At 62.8% G+C, this 23,077-nt stretch carries 24 protein-coding genes; 9 read left to right on the forward strand and 15 right to left on the reverse strand.

Annotated features, from left to right (window positions below; all coding sequences use genetic code 11):
* Window positions 1-22: 22 nt before the first annotated feature.
* Complete coding sequence (locus RIC54_RS00375) at window positions 23-1,000, reverse strand: hydroxyacid dehydrogenase (protein WP_350097919.1); 978 nt, start codon at window positions 998-1,000, stop codon at window positions 23-25.
* Between the two features lie 20 nt (window positions 1,001-1,020).
* Window positions 1,021-1,722, reverse strand: a complete 702-nt coding sequence (locus RIC54_RS00380) for an RraA family protein (RefSeq protein WP_350097917.1) — start codon at window positions 1,720-1,722, stop codon at window positions 1,021-1,023.
* Between the two features lie 158 nt (window positions 1,723-1,880).
* Here RIC54_RS00380 and RIC54_RS00385 point away from each other — a divergent pair, with 158 nt between their 5' ends.
* From RIC54_RS00385 to RIC54_RS00395, 3 genes are read left to right on the forward strand one after another with little or no spacing between them, the layout of a single operon-like run.
* On the forward strand, window positions 1,881-2,861 hold the full coding sequence (locus RIC54_RS00385; RefSeq protein ID WP_350097915.1) for a sugar kinase: 981 nt from the start codon (window positions 1,881-1,883) through the stop codon (window positions 2,859-2,861).
* A gap of 34 nt (window positions 2,862-2,895) precedes the next feature.
* Window positions 2,896-3,408, forward strand: a complete 513-nt coding sequence (locus RIC54_RS00390; protein WP_350097913.1) for a 2,4'-dihydroxyacetophenone dioxygenase family protein — start codon at window positions 2,896-2,898, stop codon at window positions 3,406-3,408.
* A 17-nt stretch (window positions 3,409-3,425) separates the two neighbouring features.
* Entirely contained in the window at window positions 3,426-3,875 is a 450-nt protein-coding gene (locus RIC54_RS00395) for a methylglyoxal synthase (protein ID WP_350097911.1), read from the forward strand.
* A 95-nt stretch (window positions 3,876-3,970) separates the two neighbouring features.
* Here RIC54_RS00395 and RIC54_RS00400 read toward each other — a convergent pair whose 3' ends face one another.
* From RIC54_RS00400 to RIC54_RS00435, 8 genes are all read right to left on the reverse strand, one after another.
* The gene (locus RIC54_RS00400) at window positions 3,971-5,341 is read right to left on the reverse strand and encodes a TRAP transporter large permease (protein ID WP_350097909.1); all 1,371 of its coding nucleotides are present in this window, start codon (window positions 5,339-5,341) and stop codon (window positions 3,971-3,973) included.
* Window positions 5,342-5,344: 3 nt separating this feature from the next.
* Window positions 5,345-6,034, reverse strand: a complete 690-nt coding sequence (locus RIC54_RS00405; RefSeq protein WP_350097907.1) for a TRAP transporter small permease subunit — start codon at window positions 6,032-6,034, stop codon at window positions 5,345-5,347.
* Window positions 6,035-6,225: 191 nt separating this feature from the next.
* Window positions 6,226-7,281 (reverse strand): TRAP transporter substrate-binding protein, encoded by a 1,056-nt coding sequence (locus tag RIC54_RS00410; RefSeq protein ID WP_350097905.1) that lies wholly within the window; start codon window positions 7,279-7,281, stop codon window positions 6,226-6,228.
* Between the two features lie 420 nt (window positions 7,282-7,701).
* A complete protein-coding gene (locus RIC54_RS00415; RefSeq protein ID WP_350097903.1) occupies window positions 7,702-8,049 on the reverse strand; it encodes a 2TM domain-containing protein in 348 nt (115 codons plus the stop codon).
* Window positions 8,046-8,525, reverse strand: a complete 480-nt coding sequence (locus RIC54_RS00420) for a hypothetical protein (protein ID WP_350097901.1) — start codon at window positions 8,523-8,525, stop codon at window positions 8,046-8,048. The genes RIC54_RS00415 and RIC54_RS00420 overlap by 4 nt, the downstream gene beginning before the upstream one ends.
* Before the next feature lie 39 nt (window positions 8,526-8,564).
* A complete protein-coding gene (locus tag RIC54_RS00425; RefSeq protein ID WP_350097899.1) occupies window positions 8,565-9,371 on the reverse strand; it encodes a TRAP transporter small permease subunit in 807 nt (268 codons plus the stop codon).
* Window positions 9,372-9,402: 31 nt separating this feature from the next.
* The gene (locus RIC54_RS00430; protein WP_350097897.1) at window positions 9,403-10,806 is read right to left on the reverse strand and encodes a TRAP transporter large permease; all 1,404 of its coding nucleotides are present in this window, start codon (window positions 10,804-10,806) and stop codon (window positions 9,403-9,405) included.
* Between the two features lie 228 nt (window positions 10,807-11,034).
* On the reverse strand, window positions 11,035-12,096 hold the full coding sequence (locus RIC54_RS00435) for a TRAP transporter substrate-binding protein (RefSeq protein ID WP_350097895.1): 1,062 nt from the start codon (window positions 12,094-12,096) through the stop codon (window positions 11,035-11,037).
* A gap of 638 nt (window positions 12,097-12,734) precedes the next feature.
* Between RIC54_RS00435 and RIC54_RS00440 the strand changes: the two genes are divergently transcribed.
* The 3 genes from RIC54_RS00440 to RIC54_RS00450 all read left to right on the forward strand — a co-directional run bounded on the left by RIC54_RS00440 (window position 12,735) and on the right by RIC54_RS00450 (window position 14,589).
* Window positions 12,735-13,403: a hypothetical protein gene (locus RIC54_RS00440; RefSeq protein WP_350097893.1), complete on the forward strand. Its 669-nt coding sequence runs from the start codon at window positions 12,735-12,737 to the stop codon at window positions 13,401-13,403.
* Window positions 13,404-13,405: 2 nt separating this feature from the next.
* Window positions 13,406-13,924, forward strand: a complete 519-nt coding sequence (locus tag RIC54_RS00445; protein WP_350097891.1) for a GNAT family N-acetyltransferase — start codon at window positions 13,406-13,408, stop codon at window positions 13,922-13,924.
* 92 nt (window positions 13,925-14,016) lie between these two features.
* On the forward strand, window positions 14,017-14,589 hold the full coding sequence (locus RIC54_RS00450; protein ID WP_350097889.1) for a hypothetical protein: 573 nt from the start codon (window positions 14,017-14,019) through the stop codon (window positions 14,587-14,589).
* A gap of 88 nt (window positions 14,590-14,677) precedes the next feature.
* Here the strand turns inward: RIC54_RS00450 and RIC54_RS00455 are convergent, their stop codons facing one another.
* Genes RIC54_RS00455 through RIC54_RS00470 form a run of 4 tightly spaced genes read right to left on the reverse strand, consistent with a single transcriptional unit; the run spans window position 14,678 to window position 19,083 of the window.
* On the reverse strand, window positions 14,678-15,442 hold the full coding sequence (locus tag RIC54_RS00455; protein WP_350097887.1) for a 2-phosphosulfolactate phosphatase: 765 nt from the start codon (window positions 15,440-15,442) through the stop codon (window positions 14,678-14,680).
* Entirely contained in the window at window positions 15,439-17,268 is a 1,830-nt protein-coding gene (locus tag RIC54_RS00460) for an O-acetylhomoserine aminocarboxypropyltransferase (protein WP_350150399.1), read from the reverse strand. Before RIC54_RS00460 ends, RIC54_RS00455 begins: the two co-directional genes overlap by 4 nt.
* Before the next feature lie 19 nt (window positions 17,269-17,287).
* The gene (locus RIC54_RS00465; protein ID WP_350097883.1) at window positions 17,288-18,088 is read right to left on the reverse strand and encodes an enoyl-CoA hydratase; all 801 of its coding nucleotides are present in this window, start codon (window positions 18,086-18,088) and stop codon (window positions 17,288-17,290) included.
* A 56-nt stretch (window positions 18,089-18,144) separates the two neighbouring features.
* Entirely contained in the window at window positions 18,145-19,083 is a 939-nt protein-coding gene (locus RIC54_RS00470; RefSeq protein WP_350097881.1) for an AEC family transporter, read from the reverse strand.
* A 149-nt stretch (window positions 19,084-19,232) separates the two neighbouring features.
* On the opposite strand from RIC54_RS00470, the gene RIC54_RS00475 reads away from it, so the two are divergent.
* The 3 genes from RIC54_RS00475 to RIC54_RS00485 are packed head-to-tail and all read left to right on the forward strand — an operon-like array spanning window position 19,233 to window position 21,437.
* Window positions 19,233-20,039: an alpha/beta fold hydrolase gene (locus RIC54_RS00475; RefSeq protein WP_350097879.1), complete on the forward strand. Its 807-nt coding sequence runs from the start codon at window positions 19,233-19,235 to the stop codon at window positions 20,037-20,039.
* Between the two features lie 10 nt (window positions 20,040-20,049).
* Window positions 20,050-20,709, forward strand: a complete 660-nt coding sequence (locus tag RIC54_RS00480) for an HAD family hydrolase (protein ID WP_350097877.1) — start codon at window positions 20,050-20,052, stop codon at window positions 20,707-20,709.
* 41 nt (window positions 20,710-20,750) lie between these two features.
* Window positions 20,751-21,437 (forward strand): HAD family hydrolase, encoded by a 687-nt coding sequence (locus RIC54_RS00485; protein WP_350097875.1) that lies wholly within the window; start codon window positions 20,751-20,753, stop codon window positions 21,435-21,437.
* Here the strand turns inward: RIC54_RS00485 and RIC54_RS00490 are convergent.
* Complete coding sequence (locus RIC54_RS00490) at window positions 21,415-22,983, reverse strand: FkbM family methyltransferase (protein WP_350097873.1); 1,569 nt, start codon at window positions 22,981-22,983, stop codon at window positions 21,415-21,417. The genes RIC54_RS00485 and RIC54_RS00490 overlap by 23 nt on opposite strands.
* Window positions 22,984-23,077 lie beyond the last annotated feature (94 nt).

Consider the following 23,077-nt stretch of genomic DNA (forward strand, 5'->3'; position numbering starts at 1 on the left):
TCCTTCCTCAGGTTTCAGGCCCTTACAGGACCTCTTTGTTGACGACGACGGCCGGATCGAGCGTGCCGTCGAAAGTGGCCAGAATGTTCTCCACAGTCTGTACCGCCGATCGCTTGGCTGCCTCCAGGCTGATCCCGGCCGAATGCGGGGTCATCAGGATGCGCTTCTCGGCAAAGAACGGGTGGTCGGGGGCCGGTGGCTCGACGTCGAACACATCGAAGCCCGCGCCGGAGACCTGACCCGAGCGGATAGCCGCGACCAGTGCCGCTTCGTCGACCAGTCCACCGCGCGCGCAGTTCACCACCAGTGCACCGGGGCGCAACGCGTTGAGCTCTGCTTCACCGATGATGCCGATCGTCTCGGCGGTGCGCGGGCAGTGGACCGTCACGGCGTCCACCTCGCCGAGAATGGTCCGGAAGTCGTCCACGGGTTCCGCGCCCATTTCCCGGATCTTTTCAGCCGGGACGTAAGGGTCGTAGCCGATGACCCGCATGTCGAATGCCCGCGCGCGCTTGACCAACCGCGAGCCGATGCGGCCCAGGCCGATCACCAGCAGCGTGCGGCCGTCAAGGTCGATCGCCTGGATCTGGTGCCGGTTGGCCCAGTCGCCGCGACGGATCAGCGGGTCGAAGGCGGCGACCTGCTTGGCGAGCGTCAGCAGGTACATCATGGCCTGCTCGGCAACCGACGGCGCGTTGGCACGCGGCGCGATCGCCAGCCGCACTCCATTGTCGGTGCAGGCCGCGACGTCCACGGAATCGTAGCCGACGCCATGCCTGGAGACGACCTCAAGAGTGCCGCCGGCGGCCTCGATGATCTTGCGCGAGATCGTGGCGACGCGAACACCGATCCCGTGCACACCCTTGATGTGTCGCAGGATATTCTCCTCGGACACATCGGTCAGGACCTCGACCTCGACGTCCTCACGCCCTTCGAACAGCGCCATGCCATCAGGGTGAAGAGGGCTGAGGACCAGGACTTTCTTCTTGTTGGTTGCCATGGCGGCTTGTCCTGCTCCGGTCAGTGGATCTCGGCCGACTGGCCCATTGCTGCCTTGAGCTTGTCGATGCTGAAGTCGGGGGCGCGGGCCGCATCCAGGATCACGGCCTCGCGGCGCGTCAGCAGGTCGATCGCATCGGGCAGCTTCTTGACCGCGTCGCGCGGTACGACGACGGCGCCGTGCCGGTCGGCATGGATGATGTCGCCGTCGTTCACCACCATGCCAAAGATGTTGACCTGTCCGCCGTGGCTGACGAGGTGGACATGGGCGTGGCTCGGTCCGACGCGGCCGGCGACCAGTTGAAAGCCCTTGGCGCAGGCGTCGAGATCGCGGATCGACCCGTCCGTGACGACACCGAGCGCGCCAAGGCCCTTGTGGATGGCGGTGTTCACTTCACCCCAGAACGCGCCGAATCCGGGCTCCGGGTCGAGGTCCTGGATCACGCTGACCGTCGGCCCCGGCTTGGCGGCCACGTACTCATAATAGGCCTGCCGGGTCGCCAGGTTCTCGGCGGCCGTGCGGACCGGCGGCGCCACGGCACGGATGGTTGCGGTGCGGGCGTAGCCGCAGATCGGCTTCAACTCCGGAAAGGCGCAGACCATGTGCCCGGTGGTGAAGCCGGTGGCCCGCCGCTCCGGGTTGGTGAGTTCAAGCGCGTTGCAGATCGTCGGAGTGTCCCAGGCGGTGAGGCGGTCGAGATCTGCCGCCGAAATCTCGGTCATTGTTTGCGTCCCTTGTTGGCAATGCGTACGGGTGATGCATTCGATGGCCGGTCGGCCCGAAAGACATATGATGACACACTAGCAGGGGTCGGGGGCTAGGCAACAGATTTGGCCGTTCGGGCTTGCCGGATTTCTCAGGCTCGGTCACCTTGCGCGCCATGACAACACGCGACATCGACCTTCTCTGCTTCGGCGAGCCGCTCATGGAACTCACCCGCATCGACGAGGAGGGTGGTGGAGCGGCCTATCGGCCGGGCTACGGTGGCGACACCTCGAACTGCGCGATCGCCGCGTCGCGGCAGGGCGCGCGCGCCGCCTACGCGTCGGCTGTCGGGGATGACGCCTTCGGACGGGAACTGCGGGCACTGTGGCGCCGGGAGAACGTCGACGACTCCAACGTGTACACGGCTGCGGCGGCTCCGACCGGGCTGTATTTCATCACTCCCAGTCCGGCCGGCCGGGATTTCAGCTACTACCGAGCGGGCTCCGCCGCCAGCCGATACCGGCCGGAGGATCTTCCTGTTTCGCTGTTGCCGCGGGTTCGTGTCGTTCAATTGTCGGGAATCAGCCAGGCGGTTGGTGAAGGGCCGTGCGACGCGGGATTCCGGTTGATCGAGGAAGCACGGAATGCCGGTTGCGAGGTGGCGTACGACACGAACCTGCGCCTGAAGCTCTGGTCGCTGGAGCGAGCAAGAGCCGTCATGCACGGTGCGATCGAGCGTTGCACCATCGCGCTGCCATCGGTTGACGATTCCCGGATATTGACCGGGCTCGATGATCCCGACGCGATCGCCGATGCGTATCTGCGGCGAGGGCCGCGAGTGGTGGCCTTGAAACTCGGAGCAGAGGGCGCGCTGATCGCCACCGCCGACCGGCGCGAGCGGATCGCTTCGTTCAGGGTCACCGCGGTCGATGCGACCGGGGCAGGCGACACTTTCGACGGCGCTTTGCTGGCCCGGCTTGCTGCCGGTGACGATCCATTCCAGGCCGCCCGTTACGCCAACGCCGCCGCCGCGCTGACGACCACCGGATACGGAGCGGTGGCGCCGATCCCGCGGTCGGATGTGGTGCAAGCCCTGTTGACGGAACGAGGCTCGCAAGTGAGCCATGGCAATGACAGCCCGAAGGCTCGGGCATAACGTTCAGTTCGATCGAGCACGAAAGGATTCCTTCATGCGCGCGCGCAATGCCGACCAACAGCGTCCGGCGTCGACCCATCCATTGTCGCCACTGGAGATCGTCGAGAAGGCGATGCCGGACGACGAGCGGGTTTGGGTGCCGCAGGCACCGAACGTTTGGTTCCGACCCTTGATGTTCAACACGTTGAACGGCGGCTGGTGCAATCTGTTGCGAGTGCGCAAATCGGGCGTGCTGAGCCGGCATCTGCACCCGGCACCGGTTCATGGCTTCGTCCTGAAGGGCCAGTGGCGCTATCTGGAGCATGACTGGATCGCGACCGAAGGCTCGTACGTGTTCGAACCGCCGGGCGAGACGCATACCTTGGTGGTCGACGAGGATTGCGAGGAAATGATCACGTTCTTCAACATCTCGGGCTGCATGTACTACGTCGACGAGCAGGGCCGCTGCACGGGCTTCGAGGACGTGTTCGCCAAGCTCGACATGTGCCGCAAGCACTACACCGAGGTTGGGCTGGGCGCAGACTACGTCGACCAGTTCATCCGCTGATGCGTGGCGAGCGGGCGATGCTTCGGCGCAAGCGGATCGGCCTGATTGCCCATGACGCACGCAAGGCCGATCTGCTCGATTGGGCCACCACCCATACCGCACGGCTGGCAGTGCATGAACTATGGGCGACCGGTACGACCGGCGGCCTGATCGCCGATCGCCTGGGGCTGTCCATCACGCGTCTCAAGAGCGGGCCGCTTGGCGGTGACCAGCAGATGGGCGCATTGATTGCCGATGGCGGCCTCGACGCGCTGATCTTCTTCTCCGACCCGATGTCGGCAATGCCGCACGACGTCGACGTCAAGGCGCTGGTCCGGCTTTCGACGGTCTACAACATCGTGATGGCCTGCAACCGTACGACCGCCGACTTCGTGATCTCCAGCCCTCTGTTCGATGCCGAGTACGCGCCGAAGGAGACCGACTACGCATCCTATCTCGAGCGGGTGGTGCCGGTCGGCAGCCCATAGCGCTCGTCGCGGCAACCGTTCGAGGCCTGAAATGACGAAGGGCCGCTCCCGAAGGAGCGGCCCTTGTCTTTGTCTGGTCCCGGGTTCCGGCGTGCTCAGTCCAGCACGATGGACGGCAGCCACAAGGTGATCTGCGGCCAGATGATCACGGCGACCAAGCCCATCACCTGCAGCGCCACAAACGGTATGATGCCGCGGTAGATGTTCTGGATCTTCACCGAGTTGGGCGCCACGCCCTTCAGATAGAACAGGGCGAAGCCGAATGGAGGCGTCAGGAAGGACGTCTGCAGGTTCACGGCGACCAGGATCGCAAACCAGTAGATGACGTCGCGGCCTTCGACGTGGGAGCCGAAATCCATCAACTCCACGATCGGCGTGAACACCGGAAGCACGATCAGGGTGATTTCGATCCAGTCGAAGAAGAAGCCGAGGATGAAGATCGTTCCCATGAGAACGAACAGCAGGCCCCAGGCCTCGAAGCCGAGGTGCTCGATGAACTCGACGATGATGTCTTCACCGCCGAGCGACCGGAACACGTAGGAGAACGCCGTCGCCCCCATGAAGATGAAGAAGATCATCCCGGAGGTCAGCGCGGTGCGTTCGCAGACATCCTTGACGACGGACCAGGTCAACTTGCGGTTGACTACCGCGAGAACCAGCGAGCCGAAGCCACCGACGCCGGCCGCTTCAGTCGGCGTCGCCCAGCCGGCGAAGATCGAGCCCAGAACGAGCGTGATCAGGAACACGGGTGGTACGAAGCCCTTGAGGAGCATCAACGCCATTCCGGCGTGGGTGTCCGGGCCGACGTCGTCCGACAGCGAGGGCGCCCAATGCGGCTTGAGCGCCGATACCGCCAGGATGTACGCGAAGTACAGGCCCGACAGCAGCAGTCCCGGCAGGATGGCGCCGAGGAACAGGTTGCCAACCGAGATGGCCAGAAGGTCAGCCATGATGACGAGCATGATGCTCGGAGGAATAAGGATTCCCAGGGTTGCCGAGGCAGCCAGCGTGCCGGTGGCCAACTCCTTCTGATAGCGTTGGCGCAGCATGGTCGGCAGGGCCATCAGGGTCATCATGACGACCGATGCGCCGATGATGCCCGTGGTTGCCGCCATGATCGTGCCCATCACCGTTACGGAGAGGGCGAGCCCACCGGGGACCCGGCGCAGCAGGATCTCCAGGATGTCGAGCAGGTCGTTGGCGACGCCGGACCGCTCCAGCATCGTCCCCATGAAGATGAAGCAGGGAACCGCAACCAGCACCGGGTTGGCGGCGGCGCCGCCCCAGATCCGAGGCAGGATGTTGTAGAACTCGATCAACGAAAAGTAGTCGACCGCCGCTCCGATGAAGCCGAATGCCAGGCCGATTCCCCCCACCACGAAAGCGACCGGAAACCCGGAAAACAGTCCGAACGCAAGCGCTGCGAACATGTAGACCGAGAGATAGTCCTCCCAATAGAAATCCACGGTTCAGCCTCCCCGCACGATCTCGGAGTCATCGTAGTGACCCTCGAGCTTCGCGATATCGTTGCCTTCATCGTCATCTGCGATTTTCGGAAGATGCTCCGCCTCGGCCGAGGTGAGCATGTTCATCTTGACCTCCGGACGCAGTTCCTCCGGTCCGAAGAGAAACACCACCTGTCGGAGCAAGGTCGAGATTCCGGCCAGCAGGGCAAGGAACAACCCGATCAGCACGAACGACTTGATGACCCAGCGGTGCGACAGGCCGGTCATCGCGTCGGACGCCTCATTCGACTCCCAGGCCTGATAGAAGAACGTCCAGCCGTAATAGAGAACGACCAGGATGTACGGGATCATCAGGAAGACGATACCCATCAATTCAACCCACGCCTGCCCACGATCGCTCATCTTCTCGCGCATCAGGTCGACCCGGACATGCGCGTTGACCGTGTAGGCGTAACCCAGTGCCAGGAGGAACAGGGCGGCGTGCAGGTGCCATTCCATCTCCTGCAACTTGGTCGGCGACAGGATCACGTACAGCGGGGAGTTCATGATCGCCTGTTGGACGACCGTGAACTTCCGGGTCACCACGTCGAACATGATGATAAAAATGAGCGGAAGGATCAGCCAGGCTCCAACCTTTCCGAACATCTGTGGAAAGCGTTCAAGCTGATTGGCGACCTGTAGAAGACTGCGCATCGGGCGTTCCCCAGTAGTGGTTCTTGTGCCAACGACCAAACGAATGCGTCTCACCTAAAAAGACACCCGACTTCCTCGGCAAGATTGCCGACTCGGTCGGGTCTGTAAAATTTGCGGTGCTGCCTCCCGCCAACCAGCAAGAGGTCAGCACCGCATTCAAGTCGCAACAATCTGTAGAATATCCGGTGACCTTACTTCAGGTAGCCGTTGTCCTTCCAGATCGCATAGTCCTTACGGAAGGACTTCAGAGACGCCCAGATCTTCTTGGAGTCTGCGTTGTCCTTGATTTCGTCAGTGATGACCTCTTCCCAGGCAGCCTCAAACTTGGCGAGATTCTCATCCGACCAACGATGAATGGTGACACCCTTCTCCTGGTGGAACTTCATCGCCGAGAACTGGATCGCTTCGCCACGGACGAACATGTACATCACGTTCGCATCGCAACCGCCCTTGATGACCGCCTTCTGAGTTTCGTCCAGCGCGTCATAGTACGGCTGGTGGATCAGCAACTCGTTCATCGTCGACTGCTGGTGCCAGCCCGGGAAGTAGTTGTGCTTGGCGATCTGGTAGAAACCCAGGTCCTTGTCGATCGCCGGCATCGAGAATTCGGTCGCGTCGATCGAGCCGAGTTCCAGCGCCGGGTAGATGTCACCTCCAGCCAGCAGCTGGGTCGACACGCCGAACTTCTCCATGACCTTCGCGCCGAGGCCGAAGAAACGCATCTTCAGGCCCTTCAACTGATCAAGCGACTTGATCTCGTTGCGGAACCAGCCTGACGATTCCGGAGCAATAATGCCGCAGAGATTGTAGCGGATCTTGTCACGAGCATAGAGCTCGGTGGCCATCTCCTCGCCACCCGCATAGCGCATCCATGCCAGATACTCTCCGCCATTCGGGCCGAAAGGAACGGCCGAGAAGAACGCGAAAGCATTGTTCTTATTAACATTATAACCCGGCGTACCGAATGCGGCGTCAAGCGCTCCGCTGGAAACCGGATCATAATACTGGGTGCCCGGAACCAGCGCGCCTGGCTCGAACATCTTCAAGGTGACGTCGCCACCAGACATGCTCGTAACGGTGTCCGAGATATTGACGGCGCCTTCGCCGATGACGGCGATCTTGCCGGCAAACGCAGAATGCATTTTCCAGCGGACCCGCTTGGCGTCCGCGTCACTGGTCGATGCGACCATAACGCCTGCCGCCAACCCCATAAGGGCAGCCGTCTTAACCCAACCTTTAAAGACCATTCCTGTAACCTCCCAGTCGAAGACCGATTCCGCAGGAACCGGTCCCGTTTCGCCGATCCGTCGCTTATTATTTGATTTTATTGATTAAACTCCGATTTCAATTTTTCGGAGCCGCGACGGCAGCGCCATTGTTACCATCGGATCTCTGGAATTCAAGAAGGTTGGTACACAATGTCGCGCTTTGGACGCGATTTAGCGCGAAGTGATCCGAAATATGATCAATTTTTGAGCATTCGCCCTGGAGGTCGCGAGAATTGTGGGGCGTCGTTCACCCAATCCGCGAGTTCTGCTCGCCCACAAGATGTCTCGGGAGGGCGCTCGGATGCTGGGGCGGGCGATTCGAAGGTGAGCAGCGCCTTGGTCGGGTCCCCGGGTAGGGCGCAATGCCAAGACCCAAGGTCACATCCGAGAGCAAGTGAATCAGTTCGACTTCTGATCGCGGTCTGGTGGAGGCGTCACGGAATCGTCCCGGGCGTGGATCCGCTTCTCAATGTTCTGAATGTGGTCGAGATCGTAGCTGCGGCCACGCAAGTCAACGATCCGTTCCTCGACCCAGGCCTCGTCGGGATCGTAGGCACTGGCGACCAGGTAATGGATGGCGAGAACGGTGACCCAGCCGGCAAGAGGCCAAAATAGAGGGATCTTCATAGTTAACATAAAATTCAGAATGCCTAAAACAATCGAGGATGCAACAAATACGGAAAGGTGACGAACAAAATAAAAAGGTCTCGGAAGGCGAAATCCGAGCCACGTATAGGGCTCCGTCATTTGAAAAGACGCCGACGTGGCGACTCTTCACTGCCTTCAGGCATGGTTGGATATTGTTGAACGATTCTGACGAGCCGCAGCGAGTACCAAAGGATGAGCAGCAGGACGATGGCTACAACGATGGTATCGACCGATTCACGGTCGGACCCGATGCCATAGATCACCAGATAGGCGAGGCCGGCCAACGGGGTGGCACCGAGATACACCGCTGCCGACACCAGTTTGGTGTAGTTGAGCAACAAACTCGCGAACACCACCGTGAAACCATAAAGCATGATCAACGGTGATCGGCCGTGCGGCGACAGTTCACTCATTGCGCTCAACGCAACGACGGAGAACAGGACACCGACGAACAGGCAGTACGCAAAAACCTCGCTGTCAGCCTGTCGTCGGGTGAGTTTTCCGGTGGCTATGAAGTACGGAGTGGTCCGGTCGTCCCAGACATACCGCTTGAACAGACTCTCCCAATCAAGCACCGCATTGTCCTGTTGCCGGTCCTGAGGAACGGACCTTGGTTAGTTCGCAGCCGACGCGTTCTGAGCGGCGAGGGCCTTGGCACGACGCTCAAGTTCGTCTGGAGCCTGGTCGAGATCAAGGCGCTCCTTGCCCTCGATCGTCGACCCTTCGGCTTCCGGCCATTCGATGGTGCTGAGATGGAACCGGAGATTTTGCGGTCCGAACAGGACCATCGCCATCTCCAACCAGACCGCGATGCCGGCAATCAGCACGACGACCAAGCCGAACGCCAGGGTCAATTTGATAATCCAGCGGTGGCTGAGTCCGACCAGCGAAGCGGACACTTCGCCGCACTCGTACCATCCGCAACCCGCCTCGCGGTTGATCGACCACGAGTCGTAGGCGTAGACGAACGCGAAGTACACGATCACGCAGGTGAACGGGATCAGGAATATGTTGAGGCCGATAAACTCGATCCAGGCCTTCTTCCGAAACTTCAGCGTCTCGCGTACCAGATCGACACGGACGTGGGTGTTCCAGATGTAGCCAAAGCCCAGAACCAGACAGAACAGCACTGTATGGGAGTGCCACTCCAGTTCCTGCAACAAAGTTGATCCGAAGTACGGGCTGACGTTCTCGACCAGCCACACTTGGCCTTTCCCGGTCTTCCTGATCAGGAGATCGAAGGCGGTGATCAGGATCAACGGCATGGCGAACCACGATCCGAAACGCCCGACCAAGTCGACGAAGTTTCGCAGCTTCTGGCTCACGACCAGGATCATCGGCAATTGATCGTCGGTCAGGTGGACGAGCTCGTCAGTCTCGGTCGGCTTACCCGTGGCCGCGTCAGCGGTCGTTTGCGTCACAGCATTTCCTCCAGATCGCCGGCTGTCGCCGTCAATAGTCGTACACCGATTTCATGAGCCACAAGGCGATGTTCGGCTTCCAGATCACCAGCATCAACCCGATCAACTGAAGGATGACGAACGGAATGATGCCCTTGTAGATCGACTGGATCTTCACTTCCTTCGGCGCAATCCCCTTCATGTAGAACAGCGCGAACCCGAACGGCGGTGTCAGGAATGAGGTCTGCAGGTTGATCGCCATCAGGATCAGGAACCAGAACACCACGTCCTTGGAGTCGACGTGACTGCCGAAGTCGAGAGACGCGACCAGAGGGGCGAACACCGGCAGAACGATCAGCGTGATCTCGATCCAGTCCAGGAAAAACCCGAGGAAGAACGTGATCGCCATCAGCAGGAACAACAGCTCCCACGAACTGAATCCGGCTGACTTGATCAGATGCTCGACAATGTCGTCGCCGCCCAGCGACCGGTAGACATAGGCGAAGCACGTCGCACTGATGATGATGAAGAAGATCATCGCGATGGTGCGCGCCGAGGTGTGGCAGACGCCCTGCAGCATTGGGTAGGTCAACCGGCCGTTGCCAATCGCCAGCAGGAGGCATCCGAACGCGCCGACCGCGCCGGCCTCGCTGGGAGTGGCGACACCGAACAGGATCGACCCCTTGATCATGCTGATGAGCAGAACGGGCGGCAGGAAGCTCTTGAAGATCATCTTCGGGTACTGCGCCTTCGGCACGTAGAGCAGTTCACGCGGCAAAGGCGGAGCGGCCGACGGCACGGTCTTGGCGAAGACCGCGACGTACAGAAGATAGAACACCGCGAGCAGCAGGCCGGGCAGGATCGCCGCCATGAACATGTTGCCGACCGACACCGCCATCAGATCGGCCATGATGATCAGCATGATGCTCGGCGGGATCAGGATGCCGAGAGTTCCCGATGCCGCGATACAGCCGGTTGCCAGCGCATGGCTGTAGCCTTGGCGAATCATGGTCGGCAGCGCGAGTGCGGTCATCATCGTCACGGAGGCTCCGATGATTCCCGTCATGGCGGCCAGCACCGTGCCCATGACCACCACGGCCAGGGCCAGCGAACCGGCGACGCGCTTCAGCAGGACCTGGACGCAGTACAGCAGGTCGTTGGCGACTCCGCTGCGCTCCATCATGACGCCCATGAACACGAATGCCGGAACCGAGACGAGCACCAGATTCTCGGCGCCCTGGAACCAGATCCGAGGCATAAAGTTGAAGAATTCAATCAGTGAAAAAATATCCAGGTAGTATCCCAGAAGGCCGAATAGTAGAGCAAGTCCGCCCAGGATGAACGCTACTGGAAACCCAGAGAACAACAGCGTTGCGAGCGAGACAAACATAATGATCGGTAGGTATTCTTGAAGCGTCCACAGCAGTTCGTTCTGCTGGTCCGTGGTCATGCTCATGATCGAGGAGAACGCTCCGCCGATAACCAGCAAAGCGACGATGAGCACGGCAAGAACCGGGTTTCGGCTGACGGTTCTTAGGGCAGGTACCAGATATTGCATCAACCGAGTCCCTTGATATCAAACCGGGAATGGATGGCGTATCCGCCGGACCGGCGGGAGCACCGGCGCCCAAAGGGCTACCGGTGCTCCGCGCCAAGTTGGCAAACCTATCCGAGCCGTTGCCTGTTACTTCAGGTACGTCGGCTTCAGGGACTGAGCGTCGCCCCACTTCGAGTAGATCTTGCGGAAGCCGAGATAGCTGTCGGCAACCTTCTTGAAGAGAGGATCGGCCTTGGAGTCTTCCTCAAGAACCTCAAGCCAAGCCTTTTCGAACGCCGCGATCTGGTCGTCGGTCCAGCGCCTGGTCTGCACGCCATACTTCTCACCCATCTCGACCATGGCGAACGGGTTGACGTACTCGGTTTCGGCATACGTGTTGTGAATGCTCTCGCCGCAAGCAATCTCGACGATCGCCCGGTACTTGTCCGGGAGCGCGTTCCACTTCTCCATGTTGATCAGCAGATGGCTTACCGATACCTGCTGGTGCCAGCCTGGGAAGTAGTTGTTCTTGGCGATCTGATAGAAGCCGTACTTGATGTCCATCGCGGGCATCGAGAACTCGGTGGCGTCGATCACGCCCTTCTCAAGGGCTGGGAAGATGTCGCCGCCGGCAAGAAGCTGGGTCGAAACGCCGAGCTTCTGCATGACCCGGGCGCCGAGTCCGAAGAAGCGCATCTTCAGGCCCCGAAGCTGATCGAGGTCTTTGATCTCGGTCTTGAACCAGCCCGACGTTTCGGGGCCGATCGCAAAGCAGTCGATCTTCTTCACGCCGTGCTGGCCGTAGATCTCCTGTTCGAGATCGTCACCGCCGCCGAACTTCTTCCAGGCGAAATACTCGCCCATCGACGGGCCGAACGGCACGGCCGTGAAGAAGGCCAATGCCGGGTACTTGCCGACGTCATAACCTGCCGTCGTCCAAGCTGCTTCAATCGAGCCTTTGGAGGTGGCGTCGAAGCCTTCGTTGGCGGGGATCAGCGCACCCGGCTCAAAGAACTTCATGTTGAAGTCGCCGCCGGTCATCCGACTGATGTTCTCGGAGTACCTCACGGCCGACGTGCCGAGGTGCGGCACGGCAGAACCCCAGGCGCTATGCAGTTTCCACCGCACCTTCTGCGCTTCCGCAGGCGTGGCCGACAAAGCCACAGCCGCTGCAAAAGCAGTCAGCGCGAGCGTTTTGACAAATCTCATGAACAGTCTCCTCCCAGTACAGCCCGGTCGAATTGGCGCCGGTGGCTTAACACCACTCGGATTCTGTCGAACCAGCCAATCGCTTCAGTCGTTAGCTAGAACATCAGTCCGCTTTTCCCCCGACATTCCCCGAATGGACACTCCATTCGCTCACCGGAGTTGGGACCATATCTCATATGATATGTGCGGAGAAGACGTTCGTAAGAAATCGAATCTGATGAACACTTAGTATTCTAGGCAATGATTGCCTTTGAATATCAATTATACATGAATCATTTGACGTGAGGATTTCGGCGACCTGATTAGCCAGGTAATAGTATGCTAGATTACAATGTTTATTTTATTGATGATTTGCATTTCCCGAACGGGCGCTCGCGGATCGAGCGGCACGTTATGCGAGAAAATTGATATGATCACATGGTGAGTTTGCTGAGCGATCCATCTCGGATCTCCCTGGAGAAATTCGCCTGGGAAGGAGCGCAGTTGCCAGTCGAGTCGGTGGCAAGCGTCCGCCCAAACGACAAATTTCAGATCCGGACGCGGTGCCTGGTTGTCTCGCTGTTCCCGCTGTTCGACAGTTCGCACCAGAACGGGCTCGACGGGCATTCTGGGTCAACAGCATCGATCAGGAGACAAAGATGGCTGACGCCGTTATGGCGGTTTGGGGCGATGCCGATCCTTCGGTCGAGGCGGAGTTCGCAGAGTGGTATCACCGGGAGCATGTACCCGAGCGTGTCGGCCTTCCTGGCTGGAGGTCGGGCCGCCGGTATCGCCGAGTCGACCGGGGCCGGTATCGATACCTGGCGCTGTATGAGGTCGATTCGTTGTCGAGCTTCGACGATCCAATCTATCGGCACACCCTTGACCATCCAACCGACTGGACCAAGCGGATGATGCCGGGGTTTCGGAACTTCGTCCGTGCAACCTGCCGGGTGCGACTGGTGTCGGGCGAAGCGGCGGGCGGCTATCTGGCATCGATCCGCTACGCACCGAGCGATGCCATGCGCGAGCCGATCGCGCGCTGGCTGGGCGGAGATGTCTTGCATGGGCTGCGCGATCGGGCCGGCATCACCCGAGTTCAACTCTGGGAGGCCGATCTGACGAGGAGCCTGACGCCGACGACCGAGCAATCGATGCGTTCTGGCTCGGACGGCCGGGCGCCGTTCACCGCGGTGATCGAAGGGACCGAGCGTTCGGCGGTTCACGATGCCGTGCGGGAAGGGGGGATCACCGCGGGGCTCGCTGAACGTGGGGCTTCAGATGTCGAACTCGGGATGTATCAACTGATGTTCTCGCTTGCCCGCTGACCATGAGCGGCGTTCCAACCACCCGCGATTCCCGTGAAGCCGATCTTGGAGCGATTCAGCAGATCTACGCCTTTCATGTCCTGCACGGCCTTGCGAGCTTTGAGGAGGTACCGCCGTCGGTGGAGGAGCTTGGCCGCCGGCGGCAGGACGTGTTGCGTTCCAATCTGCCGCACCTGGTGGCGGAGTTCGGCGGAACGATCGTCGGCTACAGCTATGCGTCGCCGTACCGTCAGCAACCGGCGTTCCGCCATACGATCGAGAACTCGGTCTACGTCCGGAACGGCTATCACGGGCATGGAATCGGCCGGGCATTGCTCGCGGCGTTGATTGCCCGGTGCGAGCTAGGGCCATGGCGGCAGATGGTGGCGGTGATCGGCGACACCGAGAATCACGCGTCGATCGGTCTGCACGCAGCTTTCGGCTTCCGGCCTGCCGGTACGGTCCGGTCGGTCGGGTTCAAGTTCGGCCGGTGGGTGGACAGCGTTCTGATGCAGCGGGCGCTCGGTGATCAGGACGCTTAGCCGGAGGCTGGTGTCGGACTATGCTCCGGCGACCAATGAGGACAACACGGTTCCGGTCGTATCGGCCGGACTGAAGCATGGAGGAGAATGTCGTGAGCAGTGTCGACCCGAACCGGTTGATCATGACCGGCGAGAATCCGTTCATCCGGCTCGCCCAGAACGACGGTGACGCCAACTCCACTGACGCGAGTTTCTGGCGCGTCATCACCTGTCCCGGCGGGCCCGGGCATGTGCTCTATGTGAAGAGCGAGTTGACCGACAATGCCTGGCGGATCTACTCCGACAACATCGCGATGGCGCGGTGGCTTCAGGAGACCGTGCAGGGCATGCTCAACCCTGAACTGGCCGACACCTCGATTCAGGTGATCGATGCCGAGTTCTCCAAAGCGGGCGATCCGCGCTATTTCTGGACCGAGCGTCTGGTCTCGCACGATGATGTGGTCGATCTGACTTGGTACAATTGCGGTGATCCGCTGCTGATCCACACTCAACCGAACTCGGTTCCTGGCCGGAAGTACGGCGTTTGCACCGTGCTCATCCCCGCTCACGGTGCTCGGCTGACGATCAACGGCGAAGAGGCTTCCGGCCGTCCATTCCCGCGCGACCGCGAAGGCAAGCCGTTCAGCACCTGTGCCCTGGCGTTCTCCGAGAGCTGGACCGAGTAGCTCGTGTTCGCTGCAGCCGACAGCGATGCGGCTCGTTGGTGACACGCTGTATCGCTGTCGGCCGTTTGCCCACGTTGACGATGATGGGTCAGGTAGGGCGGGTCGCCTCATAGCGCACGACAGGGCGTCGCGCGATATCGTCCGGCAGAGCGATTCCCAGTTCGCCATAGGCTCGGTCCTCGCGAACAAGGATCGGTGCCACGGCCGAGGCATCGAACTGCGCGGCGCAGACGACATCCTGCGGGAAGCCCATTTCGATTAGCTCTTGGCCGGAAAGACAGGCATCGAGCGTGCTCGCCAGAGATGCCTGAGCGGCAAGGAACACCGCTCTGGCACCTTCGGCCTCGGGCGTAGCGGACAGGGCGAGGGCGGCAACGATCGCCCCGGCACCGATCTGGTCCTCAACGGCGGGACGCAGTCGAGCGTCCGGCCAGCGCTCACCGGCCGGCACGATCAGGATGCGGTCGCCGGAACGAGCGGCGGCGCGGGCGACGGCACCGGCGTTGCGCAAGCTGCCGCACAGGACTGCGGGCGCATCCGGCAGCAGCGACAGCGTTGAGCCGTTCGGGGAGGGCAGCAGCACGCTTTCCCCTGGAGCGAGAACGGACAGGCTTAGCGGGGACAGCGACAGGCCACCCTGGCGGCGCGGGCCGGCGCAACGCGCCCCGAGGGACGCCGCGGCCGCTTCGGCGACAGCCAATCCCCGTAACGGAAACGGATAGACGATCGCACCGCGGCTGACGGCGACGTCGACACCGGTGGAGAACGACAGCACGTCGACGATGACCACGACATCCTGGCCGGTCAGCGCCGCCCCGTGCTCACCCCACTCGACGTGGACGCTGCCGCTCACCCCAGCGCGCGGTCCAGGTCGGCCATGATGTCCTCGGCACTCTCCAGTCCGATCGACAGGCGGATCACGTCGTCGCCGGCGCCGGCGGTCGTGCGCTGCTCATCGGTCAACTGGCGGTGGGTGGTGCTGGCCGGGTGCAGGATCAGCGAGCGGGTGTCGCCGATGTTGGCGAGGTGCGACAGCAGCCGGCAGCGCTCGACCGCCCGCACGCCGGCCTGATACCCGCCCTGCACGCCGAAGGTGAAGACCGATCCCGCCCCCTTCGGAAGATAGCGGCTGGCAAGCTCGTGGTACCGGTTGCCGGGCAGGCCGGCATACGACACCCACGCCACCTTCGGGTGCGTGTTGAGCCATTCCGCCACCTTCTGGGAGTTGGCCACATGGCGCTCCATGCGCAGCGCCAGGGTCTCGATGCCGGTGATCGTCAGGTAGGCGTTCATCGGCGCCATGGTCGGGCCGAGATCGCGCAGGCCGACGGCGTGGCCGTAGATGGTGTAGGCAAGATCGCCGAAGGTCTCGAAGAAGGTCAGGCCGTGATACGCCGGTTCGGGCTGGCTCAGCGACGGGAACTTGTCGTTCTTCGACCAGTCGAACTTGCCGCTGTCGACCACCGCCCCGCCCATGGCGTTCCCATGCCCCGACAGGAACTTGGTGGTGGAGTGCACGACGATGTCGGCGCCGTGTTCCATCGGCCGGCAGAGATATGGGGTGGCCATGGTGTTGTCGATGATCAGCGGCACCCCGGCCTCGTCGGCGATCCGGGCCAGTGCCTGCATGTCGGTGATGACGCCACCGGGATTGGCCAGGGATTCCGCGAAGATCGCCTTGCAGTTCGGGTGCATCGCGGCCTGGCGCGTTGCCTCCAGGTCCTCGACGTCGACGAAGTCACAGTGCCAGTCGAACTTCTTGAAGGTTCGGCCGAACTGGGTAATCGACCCGCCATACAGCCGTTTCGAGGCGACAAACCGGTCGCCCGGGCCCATCAGCGCGAACAGCGCAAGCAGCTGGGCGGAATGGCCGGATGCGGTACAGGTCGTGCCATGGCCGCCCTCAAGGGCGGCGATCCGCTCCTCCAGCACCGCCACGGTCGGGTTCGACAGGCGCGAGTAGATGTTGCCGAAGGTCTGCAGGTTGAACAGCGACGCGGCGTGATCGACATCGTCGAACACGTAGGCGGTGGTCTGATAGATCGGGGTGGCGCGCGCGCCGGTCGTCGGGTCGGGGGCGGCGCCGGCGTGCACTGCCAAGGTCTCGAACCCCTTGGCGATGAAACCGTCGCCGACGTCGCTGTCGCCCTTTACCGCATCGCTGCTGCCCGGCGTCCGGCGCTTGGATGAGATCACCCGGCTGTTGAAGCCATGCCAGCCGAGTTCGCCAAACAGCCGGGAGAACTCGATCTTCGGACAGCGGTTCATCACCACCTGGATGCCGGCCTTCTCGGCACGCTCCGCCGCCTCGTCGTTGCGCACGCCGAGCTGCATCCACACCACCTTGGTGCCGTGCTCGATGGCGGCGTCGGTAACCGGGCCGGCGGCCGCGGAGTTGCGGAACACATCGACCATGTCGGCGGTTTCGGGCAGGTCCTTCAGGTCGGCATAGGCCTTCTCGCCGAGGATCTCACCGCCCGCCGCCGCGACCTTAGGGTTGACCGGATACACCCGGTAGCCCTTCTGCTGCAGGTACTTCATCGCGAAGTACGACGGCCGGTTCCAGTTGTCCGACGCGCCGACCATCGCGATGGTCTTCACGTTGCGCAGGATGTCGCGGATGTAGTCGTCGGAATAGGCGTCGTGGACGACCGCCCGGGTCGGATCGATCTCGGCCATGGTTTCCTCGCGTTTCGGATCAGTTCCCGGTCCACACCGGAGCGCGCTTGGCGATGAAGGCATCGATGCCTTCCTGGGCGTCGCGCGCCATCATGTTGCGGGTCATCACGGCGCTGGCGTAGGCATAAGCATCCGCCATCGGCTGCTCGACCTGGGCGTAGAACGCCTCCTTGCCGATCGCCAGGGTCAGCGGCGACTTCGAGACGATCTTGGCGGCCAACTCGCCGACGGCCGTGTCCAATTGGTCGAGCGGCACCACCCGGTTCAGCAGGCCCAGGGTCTCGGCGGTGGCGGCGTCGATCGCCTCGCCGGTCACCAGCATCTCCATCATCTTCTTCCGGCTGATGTTGCGGCTGATCGCGACCATCGGGGTCGAGCAGAACAGGCCGATGTTGACGCCGGGGGTGGCGAACTTCGCGCTGTCGGCGGCGACCGCAAGATCGCAACTCGCCACCAGCTGGCAGCCGGCGGCGGTCGCCAGGGCGTGAACCCGGGCGATCACGATCTGCGGGATCCGGGTGATCGTCAGCATCAGTTCGGAGCATTGCTCGAACAGCGCCTTGAAGAACGGCTCGTCGCTGTGGGCGCGCACCTCCTTCAGATCGTGGCCGGCGCAGAATGCCGGGCCGTTGGCGGCAAGGATCACGACCTTGACCGAGCGGTCGGTGCGGATCGCCTCGAGCTCCGTCTGCAGCGCGGCCATCAGATCGCGCGACAGCGCGTTGCGCTGGGCCGGCCGGTTGAGGGTGAGGGTGGCAATCCCGTCTCGGTCGTCCCGCAGGAGGATCGGTTCGGCATCGGAAGCATGGGCGAGGGACATGGTGGTCTCCCTGGTTCGGCCTTCACTTTGCGACGTGTCGCGCGGATTGCAAGCGCTCACCGCACCTCCAGCAGGGTCAGCACGGCGGCGACCGACAGCACCGACACCGCCGTGGAGACCAGCACCGCGGTCACGGCCGGGGCGACACCGGCCTGGTAGCGTTGGGCCATCAGGTAGACGTTCACACCAACCGGCAGCGAAGCCAGGATGACCGCCACGTCGCGCCACAGCGGTTCGACGGCGAAAACGTAGGTGGCCAGCAGCCAGACCAGGATCGGGTGCACCAACAGCTTCAGCGCCACGCCGATGTTGGCCTCGCCGATGGATCCGGCGAGGCGGTAACCGGCCAGAGACGATCCCATGGCGAAAACCGCGCAGGGCATGGCGGCACGGCCGAGGGTGGCGGTCAGGGTGTCGACCACATGCGGCAGCGGCAGCCCGGCGAGGTTGTAGAGGATGCCGGCGAGCAGCGAGATGATGATCGGATTCTTGACCAGCCCGGTCGCCACGTTCAACGGCAGCCGGCGCATTTCCTCCCGCGCTCCGATGCCGATCTCGGCCTGGATGGTGAACACCGACAACAGTTGCCAGGAGTGGCAGGCGACCAGCAGGAACAACGGCAACGTTGCCTTCTCGCCGAAGGTGGTCAGGATCAGCGGCACGCCGAGCAGCACGGTGTTGGAGAACCCGCCGGTCATTCCGGCGATCGCTGGATCGGCGCCGGAGCGGCGAAAACCGTAACGGCTGATCAGGCTGCCGATCAGCCAGGCGCCGTAGCCACCGCCGAAGTAGGAAATCAGGTATCCCCACTCGATCTGGGCGGGCAGCGTCGTGGTCGCCATTGCCCGGAACAGCATCGCCGGGATCGCGAAGTCGAAGACGAAGGTCGACAGTCCCTTGGTGGCGTCGGGCTTGAACCAGCCCAGCCGCGCGGCGGCATAGCCAATGCCGACGATGCCGAACACCGGCACGATGATTTCAAGAATGATCTCCATTGCGGACGCTTACGGGTCGGATCGGGATCCGGCAAGCGCGATCGCGGCACGACGGTATTGCCGCCATGGTGCGGTGCAACGTGTATCGGCGGCGATTGACGGGCCGGGCCGCCCGTCGTACCGACAAGAAAATGACAGGAGGTCCGATCATGCCGCATCTCGATATCGCCGATGGCGAAAGCCTGTACTACGAATACGCAGCCCCCGGTGCGGCCGGTAAGACCTTCGTGTTCGTCAACGCGCTGACCGGCAACGCCCAGATGTGGCAGGCGGTGATCGGCCCGGCTCTGCGGGAGGCCGGCTTCGGTACCCTGGTCTACAATTTCCGCGGTCAGGCCGAGAGCCGGACAGCGCCGACCACCCGCCCGACCCCGGTTCAGATCGTCGACGACCTGGTTCGGTTGTGCCGGGAGATCGCGCCGCCGAAGCCGATCCTGGTCGGCCTGTCGATCGGTGGTCTGTTCGCCGCGCAGGCATTCGCCAAAGGCGTTCCGGCCGCCGGACTGGTGCTCATCAACACGCTGCGCAAGCCGACCGAGCGTCTGGCGTGGATCAACCAGGCGATGGCCCATGGCGTAAAGGCCGGCGGGTTCCGGCTGATCATGGAACTGTCGCTGCCGATGCTGGTGAACCCGGACAAGCTTGCCGAGATGCGCAGCACTGTGCAGACCGGCGAGCCCTACGCGCCGATCGATCCGAGTGATGGTGGCTACCGCCTGATGGTCGAGTCGACGGCAACCGACTGGGATTTTCCATGGCAAAGCCTGACACCGCCGGTGCTGCTGACCGTCGGCGCGCATGATCGGGTCTTCTATGTCGCCGACGACGTGAACGAACTGGCCGCGCGGATTCCGAACGCAACCCGGGTCGACTTCGCCGACGCCGGGCACCTGATCCCGGCCGAGCGTCCCGAAGCCTTCACCAAGGCGCTGCTCGATTTCGGCGCCGGCATCTGAGGGCGATCGGATGGTATGGACGCCGTCCCTGGTGATCTTCGACTGCGACGGCGTGCTGGTCGATTCCGAGCCGATTGCCAACCGGCTGATCGCCGAGGCGTTGAGTGCCGCCGGCCTCGCCATGTCGGGCGATGAAGCGCTTGAACGGTATCGCGGCGGCAAGCTGACCCGGATCAAGATCCGGGTCGAGGAGGATCTGGGCATCGATCTGGGCGATCACTGGGTCGACGACATCTACCAGAAGCAGTTCGATGCGTTTCGCCGGGAGTTGCAACTGATTCCCGGAATCGTCGACGTCCTGGATGCGCTGGATCGGGCAGGGGTGCCGTACTGCGTCGGCTCGAACGGGCCGCTGTACAAGATGCGGGTCTCGCTCGGAGTGACCGGGCTGTACGAGCGCCTGGAGAGCCGGATCTTCTCAGCCGACATGGTCTCCGAGCCGAAGCCGGCGCCCGATCTGTTCCTGCACGCCGCCGCCGCCTTCGACATCCCGCCGGAGGACGTGGCGGTGGTTGAGGATAGCGCTCCTGGGGTTACCGCCGGCGTCGCCGCCGGCATGCGGGTGTTCGGATACGCGCATGATTCGGGTGAGCCTCCGCTCAAGGCTGCCGGCGCGCTTGCGACGTTCATGAGCATGACCGAACTGCCCGCCTTGATGGGGCTGCGGTAACCGTCATCTCGCGACCGCTGAATGCGACATAAAGGTTCGTAATGCCGTACCTGCCTCGTGCCGACTATGATGCCGTGATCTTCGACTGCGACGGAGTGCTGATCGACTCCGAGCGCATTGCCGTGGCGATCCTGAAGGACGACCTCACCGAGTTCGGCCTTCGGATGAGCGAGGAAGAGGTTCACCATCGCTTCACCGGTTGGCTGACGGCGCAGATTGCGGTGACCGTGGCGGCCGAAACCGGCATGGCCGTCCCTCCGGATTGGGTTCGGCGGCACAACGCGTTGGTCCGTGAGGCCGTGGCCAGCGGAGTGGAACCGATCGACGGGGTGATCGACGTCCTGGATGCGCTCGACGCCAACGGGATCGGCTGGGGCGTCGCCAGCCAGAGCGATCCGACCTATCTGGAACGCGGGCTGGGACGGGTCGGGATCTGGCAGCGCGCGCCGGGCCGGGTGGTGTCGGCGCAAACCGTGGCACGGCCAAAGCCGGCCCCGGATGTCTACCTGACGGCGATGGAACTGGTCGGCACCCGACCGGATCGGGCGATTATTGTGGAAGACAGCCCCACCGGGGTGCGCGCGGGTGTCGCCGCCGGTGCCCGGGTGATCGGCTACGCCGCTGATCGCGCGCCGGACGATCTGATCTCGGCTGGCGCGTCGGACACCGTGCCGACGATGACGGAACTGCTCGGGGCGCTGGGGCTCAGCCCGGTGGCAGTCGCGTAAACAGCAGGTTCTTGACGTCGTCGGCGACCTTCACCGAGAAGCCCTGAGCCAGGATCGTGTCGATGAAAGATTCGCGCGAATCCTCCAGCCAGCGGATTTCCATGCGCAGTGACTTGAACCGGGGATCGGAGAGGATACCCCGCATACCCTCGATGACCTGCTCTTCGAATCCGTCGACGTCGATCTTCACGTGGGCCGGGAAGGGAATCTCGCCGCGGGCCACCAAAGTGTCGAGCGGGACACCCCGCACCTCCTCGCTGTTGGCGTCACGGTCGTCATATTGCTCGCTGATGTCGTCGCGTCCGAACGACTGGTTCGCGGCGCCGGCGAAGTTCTGACCGAAGTACAGCCGGTCAACACGCTCACGATCGGTGGCCGCGGCGTGCATCACCGTGATCCGGTGCTCCAGGCCGTTGATCGCCACGTTGTGCTGCAGGTCGGCAACGTTCAGCGAGAACGGCTCGATCGCGATCACCCTGCAGCCGCTGATCCCCGCGGCCAGGACCGAGTACATCCCGATGTTGGCGCCCACATCGACCAAAACATCGGACGGATCGAAGCCGGCGAACCACCGGTACATGCCCGGCTCCATCGCAAAAAGAACACTGGTCGAGCGACGGATGTGGTTCGAGGTGAGGCGCAGCTTGAGCGCACGGCCGGCGATCGTGATCCTGGCGTGCTCCGTCCCGTTGCGGACCGCAACCGGGCTGCCGAATGTCGTCTCGGCGGCCAACGCGCCGAGGGCGTGTGCGAGCTTGCTGCTGCGGCCGTGCACCCGCTTCGACTCGTCATTCTTCCAGCGGACACATTCGTCGAACAACCGGTCTGGCCCGGCTGCGAGTGCTTGGCCGGCCAGGACGGCGCCGCGGCTTGTCCAGCGGAGCACCGTTTCGGCATCATGGGCAGCGGTTCGCAACCAGAACTCCAGAAGCCCGAGCGTCGCATCACAGTCGCCCGGTTGATGCAGCGCCCGCAGCCGCGCCTGCGCGTGCGCTCTGGCAGCGGTGTCGGCATCGCCGAGCTCCAGCGCGATCTCGTGTCGCAGCGAAACACCGGCCGGGTCGCTCCACCCTGCCGCCGCCAGAAGCGCGTTCGCACGTTCCGGGGATCCAGAGACGTACGAGGCTACCGCCGCGACGGTGGCGACCTTCGGGCGGCGTAGCGTCGTATCCTCAAGAGCAGACATTAGTCGATCCACATCCGCGGTGCGGTTGTCCAGGCCCATGAAGCGGCGGGTGACGGAGCTGACGACCGCATCGACGTCGATGCCGGACAATTCCATCTCTTTGACCAGAACTGCCGCCTCCGCCGTCTGTCCCAGGTCTATGAGCGCCTGCAGCCTGGCGCCGTAGAGGCCGGCCGACACCGGAGCGAACACCGCCGCCCGGTTGGCCCAGGCAAGGGCCGTTGTCGCGTGCCCGGCCAGGCTGGCTGCCTCGGCGGTCGATACGACGGCATCTCCGACAGCGGGGTGCTGCACAAGAATTCGGCGAAAGCGGTCAAGTGCGAGGGGCCCGGCATCGCAGCTCAGCAGCAGCCGTCCCACGGCCAGTCCGATCCCGGCTTCGACCCGAGCGGGAACCTTGCGCAACGCTGCCAGTGCCTGCGGGACGTTGGTGTCGATGATGTAGCTGTAGCCG

The sequence above is a fragment of the Thalassobaculum sp. genome (genome assembly GCF_040219215.1).
Lineage (GTDB): Bacteria > Pseudomonadota > Alphaproteobacteria > Thalassobaculales > Thalassobaculaceae > Thalassobaculum_A.

What these genes read in the sequence shown, in the direction of transcription:
- RIC54_RS00375 (WP_350097919.1), bottom strand. Translation starts at nt 1,000, where the DNA reads ATGGCAACCAACAAGAAGAAAGTCCTGGTCCTCAGCCCTCTTCACCCT.
- RIC54_RS00380 (WP_350097917.1), bottom strand. Translation starts at nt 1,722, where the DNA reads ATGACCGAGATTTCGGCGGCAGATCTCGACCGCCTCACCGCCTGGGAC.
- RIC54_RS00385 (WP_350097915.1), top strand. Translation starts at nt 1,881, where the DNA reads ATGACAACACGCGACATCGACCTTCTCTGCTTCGGCGAGCCGCTCATG.
- RIC54_RS00390 (WP_350097913.1), top strand. Translation starts at nt 2,896, where the DNA reads ATGCGCGCGCGCAATGCCGACCAACAGCGTCCGGCGTCGACCCATCCA.
- RIC54_RS00395 (WP_350097911.1), top strand. Translation starts at nt 3,426, where the DNA reads ATGCTTCGGCGCAAGCGGATCGGCCTGATTGCCCATGACGCACGCAAG.
- RIC54_RS00405 (WP_350097907.1), bottom strand. Translation starts at nt 6,034, where the DNA reads ATGCGCAGTCTTCTACAGGTCGCCAATCAGCTTGAACGCTTTCCACAG.
- RIC54_RS00410 (WP_350097905.1), bottom strand. Translation starts at nt 7,281, where the DNA reads ATGGTCTTTAAAGGTTGGGTTAAGACGGCTGCCCTTATGGGGTTGGCG.
- RIC54_RS00415 (WP_350097903.1), bottom strand. Translation starts at nt 8,049, where the DNA reads ATGACGGAGCCCTATACGTGGCTCGGATTTCGCCTTCCGAGACCTTTT.
- RIC54_RS00430 (WP_350097897.1), bottom strand. Translation starts at nt 10,806, where the DNA reads ATGAGCATGACCACGGACCAGCAGAACGAACTGCTGTGGACGCTTCAA.
- RIC54_RS00435 (WP_350097895.1), bottom strand. Translation starts at nt 12,096, where the DNA reads ATGAGATTTGTCAAAACGCTCGCGCTGACTGCTTTTGCAGCGGCTGTG.
- RIC54_RS00440 (WP_350097893.1), top strand. Translation starts at nt 12,735, where the DNA reads ATGGCTGACGCCGTTATGGCGGTTTGGGGCGATGCCGATCCTTCGGTC.
- RIC54_RS00445 (WP_350097891.1), top strand. Translation starts at nt 13,406, where the DNA reads ATGAGCGGCGTTCCAACCACCCGCGATTCCCGTGAAGCCGATCTTGGA.
- RIC54_RS00460 (WP_350150399.1), bottom strand. Translation starts at nt 17,268, where the DNA reads ATGGCCGAGATCGATCCGACCCGGGCGGTCGTCCACGACGCCTATTCC.
- RIC54_RS00465 (WP_350097883.1), bottom strand. Translation starts at nt 18,088, where the DNA reads ATGTCCCTCGCCCATGCTTCCGATGCCGAACCGATCCTCCTGCGGGAC.
- RIC54_RS00470 (WP_350097881.1), bottom strand. Translation starts at nt 19,083, where the DNA reads ATGGAGATCATTCTTGAAATCATCGTGCCGGTGTTCGGCATCGTCGGC.
- RIC54_RS00475 (WP_350097879.1), top strand. Translation starts at nt 19,233, where the DNA reads ATGCCGCATCTCGATATCGCCGATGGCGAAAGCCTGTACTACGAATAC.
- RIC54_RS00480 (WP_350097877.1), top strand. Translation starts at nt 20,050, where the DNA reads ATGGTATGGACGCCGTCCCTGGTGATCTTCGACTGCGACGGCGTGCTG.
- RIC54_RS00485 (WP_350097875.1), top strand. Translation starts at nt 20,751, where the DNA reads ATGCCGTACCTGCCTCGTGCCGACTATGATGCCGTGATCTTCGACTGC.